The organism is Phocaeicola sp. ICN-14070 (assembly GCF_037892625.1).
Lineage (GTDB): Bacteria > Bacteroidota > Bacteroidia > Bacteroidales > Bacteroidaceae > Phocaeicola > Phocaeicola plebeius.
The window spans coordinates 19,819-32,698 of the sequence record NZ_JBBKBF010000013.1 but is presented as its reverse complement, the minus strand read 5'-3'; the positions used below and the strand labels follow the sequence as shown (position 1 = coordinate 32,698).

At 46.9% G+C, this 12,880-nt stretch carries 10 protein-coding genes; 5 read left to right on the top strand and 5 right to left on the bottom strand.

Annotation, left to right across the window (positions count from 1 at the left end):
* Positions 1-205 precede the first annotated feature (205 nt).
* From WKT20_RS05890 to WKT20_RS05870, 5 genes are all read right to left on the bottom strand, one after another.
* A complete protein-coding gene (locus tag WKT20_RS05890; protein ID WP_118026704.1) occupies positions 206-634 on the bottom strand; it encodes a Fur family transcriptional regulator in 429 nt (142 codons plus the stop codon).
* 80 nt (positions 635-714) lie between these two features.
* Complete coding sequence (locus tag WKT20_RS05885) at positions 715-1,902, bottom strand: C1 family peptidase (protein ID WP_340417024.1); 1,188 nt, start codon at positions 1,900-1,902, stop codon at positions 715-717.
* A 40-nt stretch (positions 1,903-1,942) separates the two neighbouring features.
* A complete protein-coding gene (locus tag WKT20_RS05880) occupies positions 1,943-3,541 on the bottom strand; it encodes a dipeptidase (protein ID WP_304239829.1) in 1,599 nt (532 codons plus the stop codon).
* A gap of 378 nt (positions 3,542-3,919) precedes the next feature.
* Positions 3,920-5,494: an Rne/Rng family ribonuclease gene (locus tag WKT20_RS05875; RefSeq protein ID WP_340417023.1), complete on the bottom strand. Its 1,575-nt coding sequence runs from the start codon at positions 5,492-5,494 to the stop codon at positions 3,920-3,922.
* Between the two features lie 244 nt (positions 5,495-5,738).
* Positions 5,739-6,014, bottom strand: coding sequence for an HU family DNA-binding protein (locus WKT20_RS05870; protein ID WP_007563675.1), 276 nt, complete (start codon positions 6,012-6,014; stop codon positions 5,739-5,741).
* 208 nt (positions 6,015-6,222) lie between these two features.
* Between WKT20_RS05870 and mutY the strand changes: the two genes are divergently transcribed.
* The 5 genes from mutY to WKT20_RS05845 are packed head-to-tail and all read left to right on the top strand — an operon-like array spanning position 6,223 to position 12,809.
* Positions 6,223-7,287: an A/G-specific adenine glycosylase gene (mutY, locus tag WKT20_RS05865; protein WP_118431263.1), complete on the top strand. Its 1,065-nt coding sequence runs from the start codon at positions 6,223-6,225 to the stop codon at positions 7,285-7,287.
* A gap of 4 nt (positions 7,288-7,291) precedes the next feature.
* Positions 7,292-7,723, top strand: a complete 432-nt coding sequence (locus WKT20_RS05860; RefSeq protein ID WP_117672977.1) for a single-stranded DNA-binding protein — start codon at positions 7,292-7,294, stop codon at positions 7,721-7,723.
* 43 nt (positions 7,724-7,766) lie between these two features.
* Positions 7,767-9,128 (top strand): gliding motility-associated protein GldE, encoded by a 1,362-nt coding sequence (gldE, locus tag WKT20_RS05855; RefSeq protein ID WP_117672979.1) that lies wholly within the window; start codon positions 7,767-7,769, stop codon positions 9,126-9,128.
* Between the two features lie 2 nt (positions 9,129-9,130).
* Positions 9,131-9,790 (top strand): 4'-phosphopantetheinyl transferase family protein, encoded by a 660-nt coding sequence (locus WKT20_RS05850; protein ID WP_118211010.1) that lies wholly within the window; start codon positions 9,131-9,133, stop codon positions 9,788-9,790.
* Between the two features lie 22 nt (positions 9,791-9,812).
* On the top strand, positions 9,813-12,809 hold the full coding sequence (locus WKT20_RS05845; protein WP_337559807.1) for an AsmA family protein: 2,997 nt from the start codon (positions 9,813-9,815) through the stop codon (positions 12,807-12,809).
* Positions 12,810-12,880 lie beyond the last annotated feature (71 nt).

Below are 12,880 nucleotides of genomic sequence, written 5' to 3'. Positions count from 1 at the left end.
AAAACCTAATCTAAAAATACGTCGTCATCCCGACGAGGTAAAAACAATCTTTTTAAATCCTATAACAATCTTTTTTCCTAGTAACCGTTGAACTTTCGTTCTTGATCACGCTGCAAAGATAGAGCTTTTTTGAATAGAATATATGTTTTATAACATGAAATTTTGATTTTCCGGTGTTTTATTGATGTAAATCAACAAAACGGCTTTAAACGGAGTGCTTGGCGGCGCACTTGGCGCAGATACCCTTCACGATGTAGTTCACTTTTCGGGCGGTGAAGCCCTTGGGCAGGTCGATGTGTGGTATCAGATCTTCGTTCAGGCAGTAGGTGTTCTGGCAGATTTCGCAATAGAAGTGGCAATGGGCCTCTTCTTCGTGGCAGTGTCCGTGGTTGTGGCAGATGCAGTATTTGTGTGAGCCGCTGCCGTCGTCTACACTGTGTATCAGGTGGTGCTCGTGAAAGAGCACGAGGGTGCGGAAGATGACCGACTTGTCGATGCTGTCGAGTTGTCTTTCCAACGTGCTCAGGCTGAACGTGTCACTGTTACGGGCAATGGCTTCATAAATGAGCAGTCGGGTAGAGGTGGGGCGGATGCCAGCCGACTCTAAAATGGGAGTATAGTCTTCAGTTTTCATAAAAAATGGATGCTTATCTGTTGACAGCAGCAAAGATAAGCATCCATTTTGGTAACCTGGTTGTTTTTCAGGCAGGTTTTTTAGTCAGTGAGCCCGAGCTTTTTCTTCATGTCCTTGCTCAGGGCATCTTTGTGTACAAGTACGTAGATAGTCTTGGCACGTACGTAGCTTTCCGACATGTTCAGGTAACCGCCAAAATCATTGCGGTCGGTTCCCCAGGAGTTCTTGGTGATGTAGTATTTCGTGCCGTTCTGGTCCCTGGCGATGCCGGTGAGGTGCATCAGGTGGTCATCGGTTGTTACGAAAGATTCGTATCCTTTCTGGCGGATTTCGGGAGTTACTTTGACTTCCGGACAAGGATATTCAAACTTGAAGGCTTCGTTGAGTCTTTCCTGTGCATCCATACCTTGCCAACGGGCAAAGTCAGTATCCTTCAGGTCTTCTGTCTTTCCGGTTTCCGGATTGATGGCTACTCCGTGCTTGAAAGAGAAACCTTTTTCGCTGACGTCTCCGTCCCAGCATACGGTGTAGCCGTTTTTCAGCGCATAGTCTGTGGCTTCCATCATCTCATCCAGCGGAAGGTTGTACATTTTGGCATGTTCCCAGTTGTCGGGAATTTCTACTTCAAAGGCCTGGTAGTAAGGCTTGTGGGTAAAGCTGGTCAGCATGACATAGTCTTCGGGATGGATGTCCAGGCTCTTTGCGAAGGACTGCGGAGTGTATTCCTTGTCTTTGTAGGTAAACTTTTCAGGCAGTTCGCCCATGTAGATGTCGAACAGGTTCTTGATTAGCTTGTCGTATTCCGGACTGCGCTGGCGCATCTGTACGGCCTTTTCGGCAATGACTTCCATATAAGAGGCCAGTTCCTTGTGGTTGTGGGTAGGAGAGTTGTAATTGATACCGCTGTACACTTCTTCCGGTACGATACCTACCTGAGTGAAAGCCGTAAACCAGCTGGGTGAGATACTTCCCTGACCGATGTTGCCTTTTCCGTGGCGCAGGTAGTTGTCGTTCAACTGGTTCATGTATTTCTGACGGACAATGTACATTTCCGAGAGATCAAATTCACCTTTTCCCTGACGCAGGAGTTCGGCTTCGATGAAAGAGGTAGTGGCAAAGCACCAGCAAGTACCGGTGGCAGCCTGATTCTTGACCGGAGTCACTTTCTGGTTGACTACGGTAGTAAACTGGTAGCCTTCGGCCTTGGGCTGTGCTTGAACGGTGGCCGAAGCAAGAAGTAATGCAGAGATAAATGTAACTGTTTTCATATTTTTCTATGTGTTTTTTTACGTGTGTATTAATAAGGAATCAGAATCCGAAACGGTAGTCATTCCAGTATTTGGCAGTCATTTCGTCCCAGCGCAGAAGGGTAGCTCCGATAAAGTCTTTGGTATAGTCGGTCAGATAAGCCTTGGCAGCTTCTTCTCCCTGACTCTTGACCAGCTCGGCATAGCGTTGTTCCACCATCGGCAGTTCTTCCAGTCCTTTTCTTTCAAAATGGAGCAGGTTCTTTTCCAAAATCTTCCGGGCATTTCCCCATCTCACGGTAGCCAGTTTGTTGGCCTGGCGATAGTGCCACAAGGCAGCATCCAGGCGGTAGCGGTGGTTGCCGCAAATCTTGAACATTTCCGGCAGGTCGGTCGTACCACAGAAGATGGGCACGCGCGGACTCTGTCCGGGGTTGTCCATGCCAAACCAGCAGACACCTCCTACGGCATCCGGAAGCCAGTCGCGCAACTGGATAACGGTAGAGTACGCACATTGCGGCACGGCCACGTTGCGGTTGGCTGTCACGGCACCCTTTTGCAGTGCATTGAACAGCTGTACCTCGTCGGTACGCATCCACGGGTTGGCACGCGGGCTGGTAATGGTATCGGTCTTTCCGGTTTTTCTGTCCTTGACAGCCACTTTCAGGTTTTTCGTTACGCTCCATTCCGTACCTTCATACGTCTGGCGCAGGTAAGCCATCACGTCGGCATTACTGATTTTCTTTTCCGGTTTTACACTCAGCGGCAGTTCCTCATCGTCCATGCTAAGCTTGAGCGACGGAGCCAGTGTGCTCAGAATGAAGAACTCGCGGATGCTGAATGCCTGCATCTTGCCGAAATAGTTCGGACCTCCGTAGGCTTTCCAGAACTTGAACGGTTCCTTGCCATCCCACAGCTTGAGTTTCTTGGCCACGCTGAACACGTTTTCAGATGCCATATAGTTACGTGTATCCTTCAGGTTGAGTGTGCTGATGCGTGAGATATTGGCCGATACGCCCACTTCATCGTCGGGGATACGTACGGCAGCCCATACACCGCCAATCTGGTCGGGGCCTTCGCCGAAGATTTCAAAGTGCCATACTTCCTTCGGGTCGGCAATGGTCAGACATTCGCCTGAATCGCCGTAGCCGTATTCCTTCACCAGCTTGCCCATGAGCTGAATGGCATCGCGGGCCGTGGTGCAGCGTTGCAATGCCACGCGGGCCAGTTCTTCAATCATGAACATCCCTTTAGGGTTCCGCAGGGTATCCCGTCCGCTGATGGTTGTTTCTCCCATGGCCAGCTGCTTCTCGTTCAGGCATGGATAAGCCGTATCCAGAAAAGCGTAGGTATGTTTGGCTTGCGGAATCTGTCCTTTCACGGTCAGTTTCGTCTGGTCGTTGACCGATTCCGTGTGCATGCGTCCGTCGTAAATGTTCATCACTGTGTCGTTGGCAAAATCTGCTGCCGGTACTACGTTTACCCATGTACGGTACCAGCTGTCGCAGGTGTGGCTTGTCATGACAGAGCCGTCAGTTGAGGCCAGTTTCCCCACCATGATACTGGTACAGCAGTCCGGATCGCGCGGCAAAGTCTGTTGTGCCAGTGAAAACTGAGAGAATGTAACCCCAATAACGAATAAAATGCTACGTATTTTCATGATTTTATATTAAAATGATACCTTTCTGCAAAGGTAGTAAAAAAAGGAGGAAATCGACAAAGGCATAAAGGATAAAAACAGAATTCCGTTGCGTAACGTGCTGGGGTGAAATAAGAGAAAACATCAGTGTGGAGTGTTCCGAAAGCCTTTGCTGTAATTATGTTTCCTTGCCGCGAAACCTATGTTTCCCGGTGCGGAACCTTATGTTTCTCTTGTGGAAAACGTAGGTTTCTGCGGAGAGAAACATAAATCGTGTGGCACGGTAGCTTGTTTATTTCCTGTACGTTTTTCAATCAGGAAAGAGAGGGGGAAGGGGCTTTGCCTTTGGAGACAAAAAAGGCCGTCTCCCTTGTTTTGCGGTAGGAGACGGCCTTCAGATTATTTAATTTCGAATTCTTCCTTCATGTCCATTTCCTGGTTGTTCACGTCAAAGAATTTATATTGCAGGAACGCCAGGTTCTGGTTCGGAACGATTTTGATGCCAAATCCATATTTCATCTGCCATTTGCGCTTCATGGACATGAGTCCCTGATTTACGTAGGCAGCGACATAAGGATGAATGTGTAGTGTGAATTTCTTCACTTTCAGCTTGTTGACCATATAGTCAATCTTACTTTCCAATGTATCGGTAAACAGGATGGAAGGTTTGATTTTTCCTTTTCCGAAACATACTGGGCAGTCCTCATCAGTAGTGACATCCATGGCCGGACGCACACGCTGGCGCGTGATTTGCATAAGTCCGAATTTGCTCAGAGGAAGGATGTTGTGCTTGGCCCGGTCTTTCTGCATGTTCTGGCACATGCGTTCGTAAAGTTTCTGCCGGTTTTCAGCCAGGTTCATATCGATGAAGTCTACCACAATGATACCTCCCATATCCCTTAGACGAAGCTGGCGTGCCAACTCATCGGCTGCGCCCAAATTTACGTCGAGTGCATTCGCTTCTTGTCCGTTAGTTGATTTGGAACGGTTTCCGCTGTTTACGTCCACCACATGGAGTGCTTCCGTATGTTCGATAATCAGGTAAGCTCCGCTCTTGTAGGAAACGGTTTTCCCGAAAGAGGATTTGATTTGCTTGGTGATGCTGAAGTTATCGAAAATAGGGAGCTGGCCGGTGTAGCGCTTCACGATACCCGTACGCTCGGGAGCAATGAGTGCTACATAATCTTTTACTTCGTTGAAAACGGTTTCGTCGTTCACATAGATGTTTTCATACGACGGGTTGAACAAGTCGCGCAGCATGGCTACGGTACGGCTTGTTTCCTCATAAACCAGTGAGGGCAGTTTGGTGGCCTTCTGTACTTTCGTGATGGTTTCTTCCCAATGTTTCAGCAGGACTTTCAGTTCCGCATCCAGTTCTGCCACGCGCTTTCCTTCGGCCACGGTACGTACAATGACTCCGAAGTTCTTAGGCTTGATGCTCTGCAGCAGTTGTTTGAGGCGTGCTCTTTCCTCGCTGGATTTTATTTTTTGTGAAACGGATACTTTGTCGTTGAAAGGTATCAGTACCAGATAGCGTCCGGCGAACGACAATTCGCAGGTCAGTCGCGGCCCCTTGGTGGAAATCGGTTCCTTGACAATCTGTACGATGACTTCCTGTCCCTGCTGGAGCACGCTGGAAATGGTTCCATCCTTTTCAATGTCGGGCAGCATGGAAGCTTTCGACATGGGATAGAGCTTTTTCCGGTCGCTGATTACTTGCTTGAGGTACTTCTGGTAAGAATGAAATTGTGGTCCCAAGTCCAGGTAGTGAAGAAAAGCGTCTTTCTCAAAGCCTACGTCTACAAAGCAGGCGTTGAGGCCGGGCATGAGTTTCCGGACTTTACCTACGTACATGTTGCCTACGGAAAAGGAGAGGTTTCGTTCCTCTTTCTGGAACTCTACCAGGTTCTTGTCCTCCATGAGGGCAATAGAGATTTCCTTGGGCTGTACGTCTACTACTAATTCGCTTGTCACTTTGTTACTTGGTTTTTTGTTTTTACTAGGTTGCTAATTACACAAAGAACAAACCTGAAAGGCTTTTGTTGAGCTTTGCAAGTTTGTTCTTTATTGAAGTCGGACAGACTAACAATTATTTTTTGCTTTTATGTCTGTTCTTTCTTAGTCTTTTTTTACGTTTGTGTGTAGACATTTTATGTCTTTTTCTTTTCTTTCCGCTTGGCATAGCTTCAAAATTTTATGGGTTAATACTAAATGTTAATTATTTTTTTACTGATAGAGTAAATGTTTTTGCTGGTTTAAATGCCGGAATATTGTGTTCCGGAATAATAATGGTAGTATTCTTAGAAATATTACGAGCAGTTTTCTGCGCTCTTTTCTTTACAATGAAACTACCGAAACCACGGAGGTAGACATTCTCATCTTTCGACAAAGATTCTTTTACTGATCCCATGAACGCCTCAAGGGTTGCTAATACTGTTGCCTTGTCAATACCTGTGTTCTTGGCAATTTCGTTTACAATATCTGCTTTAGTCATTGCGCTAATAATTATTGTTATACGTTATCTTAAATTTTTGGACTGCAAATATATAGCTTTTCTGTATCTTTCGAAAATTTCTCGGGAATATTTTTTTAGAAAACTCGTGCTTTTTTGAGAGTTACGAGTCTTTTATACAGCTGTATGACGTGGTTTTTCTGTATATGTCGGGCAAATGTATTATTTTTGCAGCCAAATTATAGATTGGATGAATTTGTTTGCGACTACAATAATTGACTGGTACAAGGAGAACAAGCGTGACCTGCCTTGGCGTGACACCAAAGACCCTTATAAGATATGGATTTCGGAAATCATTCTTCAGCAGACCCGTGTGGTGCAGGGGTATGATTATTACTGCCGTTTCATGGAGCATTTTCCGGATGTAGAAACACTGGCAAAGGCTTCGGAAGACGAAGTGATGAAGTGCTGGCAGGGGCTGGGCTATTATTCGCGTGCCCGTAACTTGCACGCAGCTGCGCGTACGATTGCCGAAAAAGGAGCTTTCCCCGTGCGTTATGAAGATGTAAGGGCATTGAAAGGGGTGGGAGACTATACGGCCGCAGCCATTTGTTCCTTTGCTTACGACATGTCGTATGCGGTGGTCGACGGGAATGTGTATCGCGTATTGTCCCGATGGCTGGGCGTGGAAGAACCCATTGATACCGGAGCTGGAAAAAAACTGTATGCTTCGCTGGCCGATGAAATGATGGACAAGTCGCGTCCGGCATTGTATAATCAGGCCATCATGGATTTCGGGGCCTTGCAATGTGTGCCGTCATCGCCTTCCTGTCTGTTTTGTCCGCTTTCAGACAGTTGTGTGGCCCTGCAAAAGAATTTAGTGGACAAACTTCCCTGGAAATCACGTAAAACGAAGGTGTTAGATCGTTATTTTTCTTATATTTACGTGCGTGCAGGCGTGCATACATTTATAAAAAGGCGTGAAGCCGGAGACATCTGGCAGAATCTGTATGAGTTTCCGCTGATTGAAACGGAACAGGAAGTAGGAGAAGAAGAGATTTTCTCTCTTCCTGCATTCCGGGAACTGGTAGGTAACCGCTCCATACGTATGTTCCGCGTGGTATCGCCTGAGGTGAAACACGTGTTGTCACACCGGGTAATCCATGCCCGATGTTACGAAGTAGAACTGGAAGAGGAAGATGCCGTTCTTTCTGGATTTCAGCGCGTTCTGATTGACGATTTGCATAAATTCCCCGTGTCGCGCTTGATATCTCGTTTTTTTTCGTTACTTTTGAAACCAAATTATAAAAAATAAAATCATGTCATTGAATAAAGTACAATTGATTGGAAATGTAGGGAAAGACCCTGAAGTAAGATATTTGGACAGTGGAGTAGCTGTGGCTACTTTCCCGCTGGCTACCACAGACCGTGCTTATACGCTGGCCAATGGCACACAGGTGCCTGAACGTACGGAATGGCATAACATCGTGTTGTGGCGCGGACTGGCTGAAACTGCCGAAAAATATGTACACAAAGGCGATAAACTGTATATTGAAGGGAAAATCCGTACTCGTTCATACGACGACCAGAATGGAGTGAAACGTTATGTGACGGAAATTTTTGGTGACAATATGGAAATGCTGACTCCGCGTGCTGCACAGCCTACTGCCCCTGCACAACCACAGGCCGCTTCGCCGGTTGCCGCTGCTGCTCAGCCTGAGAACAATCCTTCGGATGATCTGCCGTTTTAATCTCAGGCGGTCTTAAATAGATGTTTAACTACAGGTAGATAGAATGGACCCTGACTCGTGTTTGCTCCGCTGGACGGAGCTTTGTGACGGAATTACCGTAATGCCCCTTTCGTTAGGGGCTGCTTTTGCTTTGCTGCTTGCCCTTGCGTTATTATATACTTCGGGCTTTGTTTCTGCTTCTGAAATAGCTTTCTTTTCGTTATCTCCTTCTGACTTGAACGATATAGAGGAGGAGAATCATCCTTCTGACTCTAAAATCAAGGCCTTGCTTGATGATTCAGAGCGTCTGCTGGCCACTATTCTGATTTCGAATAACTTTGTCAATGTGACGATTATCATGCTGTTGAACTATGTGTTTGCCAGTGTGATTGATTTTGGAGAGGCAAAAATTCTGGAGTTTTTGATTGTAACGGTCGTATTGACCTTCCTGCTGTTGCTGTTCGGAGAAATTATGCCGAAAATTTATTCGGCACAGCACACTTTACCCTTTGCCCGTAAGGCGGCTCCCGTAGTAACGGTTTTGCGTACCGTATTCTGGCCCATATCCTCGTTGCTGGTCCGGTCTTCTTTTTTCATCAACCGATTTTCACAGAAGCGGAAAGTCCGGAACCTGTCGGTCAATGAACTTTCTCAGGCGCTGGAATTGACGGATATTCAGGAAACACCGGAAGAAAACAATATGCTGGAGGGAATCATCCGTTTTGGAGAAGAAACGGCGAAGGAAGTAATGACTTCCCGTCTGGATATTGTGGATTTGGAAATACATTCTACCTTTTCGGAGGTATTGAAGTGTATCAATGAAAACGGATATTCACGCATTCCGGTGTATGAAGAAACGCGTGACCATATCAAAGGAATATTGTATATCAAGGACCTGCTTCCTTATCTGGATAAGGGTGAGGACTTCAAATGGCAGAACCTGATTCGCCCTGCCTTGTTTGTGCCGGAAAATAAGATGATTGGCGATTTGCTGCGTGATTTTCAGACGAACAAGATTCACATCGCCGTAGTGGTGGATGAATTTGGAGGTACGTCGGGCATCGTGACGATGGAGGACATCATCGAGGAGATTGTCGGAGAAATCAATGACGAATACGATGAGGAAGAGCGCACGTACGTGAAACTGACGGAAAACGTGTATGTATTCGAAGGAAAGACTCTGTTGTCGGATTTTTATAAGATTATCAAGGATAGTGAGGAGGTATTTGAGGATGTTTCTGGGGATGCGGATTCACTGGCCGGCCTTTTGCTGGAACTGAAGGGAGAGTTCCCCGCATTGCATGAGATTATCAATTACCAGAATTACCGTTTTGAAATTCTGGAGATGACTTCGCGTCGTATCCAGAAGGTGAAAGTGACCATCTTGCCTGTGGCTCAGGAAGAAGACGAGTCGAAGGAGAAGTAAGTATGCCGCTGCTGAAGACTTGGACGGAGGAAAATGGCCGATGGGGAATCTGGCAGGTGACGGAAACGCTGGAGGAACTTTATGCCTGTCTGTCGGACGACGTGGTGCGGCAAGAACTTGAACGTCTGAAAGCTCCTTCCCGGAAAATGGAATACCTGGCAGTCCGTGTGCTACTGAAAACGATGTTGGGAAAAGAAGTACGGATTGGACATGAAACTTCCGGAAAACCGTTTCTGACAGGAGGGGAGTATCATGTATCCATTTCTCATACGAAAGGATATGTGGCAGTCGGTTTGCATGAGTCTGCTCAGTCCGGCATTGATATTGAGGCTTATGGCGAGCGGGTACGGAAGGTAGAGTCTCGGTTTGTGAGGGAAGACGAGATGCCGGAAAGAGCACGGATGGAGTCGCGTGAAGAACTGTATCAGTTGCTCTTGCACTGGTCGGCAAAGGAAACCATGTACAAAGTGCTTGATATGGCAGAAGTGGATTTCCTGCAACACCTCAAAGTGTGCCCTTTTAAACTATCTTCCTCCGGAACGTTTACGGGTGAATCATATCGGAAAGCGGACAAGGCCCGTTTTTTGATTCATTATCTGATACATCCTGAGTTTGTCTGTACCTATTGTCTGAATACCGCTTGCAGCACAAACAATGGATGAGTTTGTTTATGAAAGAAAAAAGATGAACAAGAAATTACGTAAAACAATTCGGCTGACGGCCATTTCGTTAGGAGCGTTACTGACTGTATTCTTGTTGGCCGTAACCATCGTGGTGAATTTTATTTTTACACCGGAAAAGTTGACGCCGGTGGTGTTGAATGTAGCCAATCAGTCATTGAATGCCCGTTTGCAGATGAAAAGCGTGGAACTGACCTTCTTTTCCACCTTTCCTCGATTCGGACTGAAGGTGACGGATGGAGTATTGGTGTCCAAAGCCATTAATGACACGTTGTGGCAGAAGACCGATTCACTGGTTTCTTTCAAGAAATGTGTGGTAGTGGTGAATCCGGTGGATTATCTGCTGCATGATAAAATCAGCCTGCGCTATCTGGGACTGGAAGATGCGTCGGTATATGCTTTCAAGAATAAGGAAGGAAAAAGCAACTGGGACATCGTGAAGAGTACGGAAGAGACAGTAGAAGAGGATACCACATCGCAGAAGCCTCAGATTCAGGAAATAGACATAAACCGTGTGGCCTTGAAGCGTACGAACGTGACGTTCGACGACAGGGATACAAGAGTATACGCCCGCGTGCAGAACCTGAACATGAATCTGAAAGCTTCCTTGAAGAAAGATTATTCCATGTTGGCACTGGAGTATGACAACGAGAATTTGCTCTTCTGGCAGGACGGACAGCTATTGGTGAATCACCTGGCTGTAGGACTGAATGCGGATATGCAACTGGATCGTGTTTCCCGACGACTTACGCTGAAGGATACGGGACTGACATTAAATGGAATAGCCCTCGACTTGTCGGGTACCCTTGGGCGGGATACGATTGGCGGACCGGCTTCGGTAGATTTGACCTATAAGTTGCATGCCCCGTCGCTGGAAACCGTGTTTAATATGATTCCGGAGAGTGTGCTGAAGCGTCAGGAGCTTACTGCCAAAGGAGAGGTTACGTTAGAAGGAACCTTGAAGGGGCTTTATGGCAAACAGCAGATGCCGGAAGCTACACTTCACATGAGCATTAATCAGGCTTCGGCGAAGTATGCCGATTTACCTTATGGTATTGACGACCTGACAGCAGAATTTAGCGGCTACGTTGATTTCATGCGCCACAAGCCCTCGTATGCCGATTTGAAAATATTCCGTTTCAAGGGAGCTCACACCGATATATTAGCTGACGGAAAAGTGGAAGATTTGTTGGGTGACCCTGACATCACTTTTCATACCCGTTCGGAAATAGACCTTACGGCACTGGCCAAGACTTTCCCCTTGCAGGAAGGAGTGTCGATAGGTGGTCGGGTGGGAGCCGACTTCCGCTTGCATTGTCGCTTGTCTACTATTCAGAAGCAGGACTGGGGGCGTGTTCGTTTGAAAGGAAAGCTGGATATGCAGGACATGTTCTTGCGCGATACCAAGAAGAATTTTGAATTTACCAGCCAGGCCGCTCTCCGTTTTATTGGAGAAGATAATCTTGCCGCACAAATGAACATTCGCAAGGCTTCCTTGCGTACTGCAGCTATTTCTGCCAATCTGGATGAATTGAATGCCACTGTCCGGTCTACGAATCCGCAAGATACGACCCGTCTGATTGACGTGGAATGTAAATTGCAGATGAGTCGTCTGAAAGGAGAGATGGGCGATTCGTTGAAGGTGTTCAGTAAAAAGGCAAAGGCTTCCTTGCACCTGCAGCCGGGCAAACTGAATCCGGCCATGCCGAATATAAAGGTAGCCTTGGAGACCGATACACTCTTTTGCCGTATGGGCGATATGAAAATGGGTATGGACAAGGGAGGCTTTAACTTGACGGCTGAAAAGGTACGCGATTCAGTATGGCTTCCCAAAGGAATTGTCGGATTCAACCGACTGACTTTAAGAACCCCTGAATTGGCTTTGCCGGTGAGAATGCGCAAAACAGCCGTAACGGTAGGCGATAGAGTTATCACCTTGAAAAATGCCAGCATGCGTATCGGACGTTCCAACTTGACGGCAAGCGGATCGGTTTACGGCCTGTATGCGGCAATGAAGAAAGGAAAAATGCTGAAGGCCAACCTGGAAATCGCTTCCCGCAACCTCGATTGCAACCAGTTGATTAATGCACTGAACTTCCCGCAGGATACACTTCAGGCAGAGACCGACACGGTATCGTCGGCAGAACCGATGCAGTTGTTTGTCATTCCGAAGAATATTGATTTCGAGTTGAAGACCAACCTGAACAAGGTGACTTACGGGAATATGGTGTTTGAAAATGTGCAAGGAGCGGTAGACATTCGCAATCAGGCCGTTTATCTGAAAAAGCTGACCATGCGGGGATTGGAAGCAGACCTGGAAACCACATTGGTATACCGTGCCCGCAGAAAAACAAGAGGCTATGCCGGTTTTGATTTTCGTTTGCGCAAGGTAAATATCGGTAAGTTGGTCGATTTCATTCCTTCACTTGATACGATTGTGCCGATGCTCCGTTCCTTCAAGGGAATGGTCGATTTTGATGCTACGGCCGAGGCTGTGCTTGATTCCAACCTGAACGTGAAGATTCCAAGTCTGAAAGCGGCCATGCACATTAAAGGCGACAGTCTGGTACTGATGGATGGAGAAACCTTTGCCGAAATATCCAAGACACTGATGTTTAAGAACAAGAAACGGAACGTGTTCGACAGTATTTCGGTCAACCTGACCGTGCAGGACGGCAATGTGACGGTATACCCGTTCTTACTTCAGATAGACCGTTACAAGGCGGCTGTGGGAGGAACCCAGGGTTTGGACATGAACTTTAACTATCACATCTCAGTGCTGAAATCACCATTGCCGTTCAAGGCGGGAGTGAACATTACCGGAAACCTGGACAAGATGAAAATCCGTATCGGCAAGGCGAAGTATAAAGATGCAGTTACGCCTGTGGAAATTCGGAAAGTGGACAGCACACGTGTAAACATGGGGCAGGAGATTATTCATAGCTTTGAACGCGTAATAAGCCGTACATACAGGGGAAAACTTCCGCAAGGTGCTGAGTGAGGTAGGTTTGCATATTTATTTGAATAATTGTATATTTGCGAACGAGAGACAGAATTTATACGAGTATTAAC

What these genes read in the sequence shown, in the direction of transcription:
- WKT20_RS05890 (WP_118026704.1), bottom strand. Translation starts at nt 634, where the DNA reads ATGAAAACTGAAGACTATACTCCCATTTTAGAGTCGGCTGGCATCCGC.
- WKT20_RS05885 (WP_340417024.1), bottom strand. Translation starts at nt 1,902, where the DNA reads ATGAAAACAGTTACATTTATCTCTGCATTACTTCTTGCTTCGGCCACC.
- WKT20_RS05880 (WP_304239829.1), bottom strand. Translation starts at nt 3,541, where the DNA reads ATGAAAATACGTAGCATTTTATTCGTTATTGGGGTTACATTCTCTCAG.
- WKT20_RS05870 (WP_007563675.1), bottom strand. Translation starts at nt 6,014, where the DNA reads ATGACTAAAGCAGATATTGTAAACGAAATTGCCAAGAACACAGGTATT.
- mutY (WP_118431263.1), top strand. Translation starts at nt 6,223, where the DNA reads ATGAATTTGTTTGCGACTACAATAATTGACTGGTACAAGGAGAACAAG.
- WKT20_RS05860 (WP_117672977.1), top strand. Translation starts at nt 7,292, where the DNA reads ATGTCATTGAATAAAGTACAATTGATTGGAAATGTAGGGAAAGACCCT.
- gldE (WP_117672979.1), top strand. Translation starts at nt 7,767, where the DNA reads ATGGACCCTGACTCGTGTTTGCTCCGCTGGACGGAGCTTTGTGACGGA.
- WKT20_RS05850 (WP_118211010.1), top strand. Translation starts at nt 9,131, where the DNA reads ATGCCGCTGCTGAAGACTTGGACGGAGGAAAATGGCCGATGGGGAATC.
- WKT20_RS05845 (WP_337559807.1), top strand. Translation starts at nt 9,813, where the DNA reads ATGAACAAGAAATTACGTAAAACAATTCGGCTGACGGCCATTTCGTTA.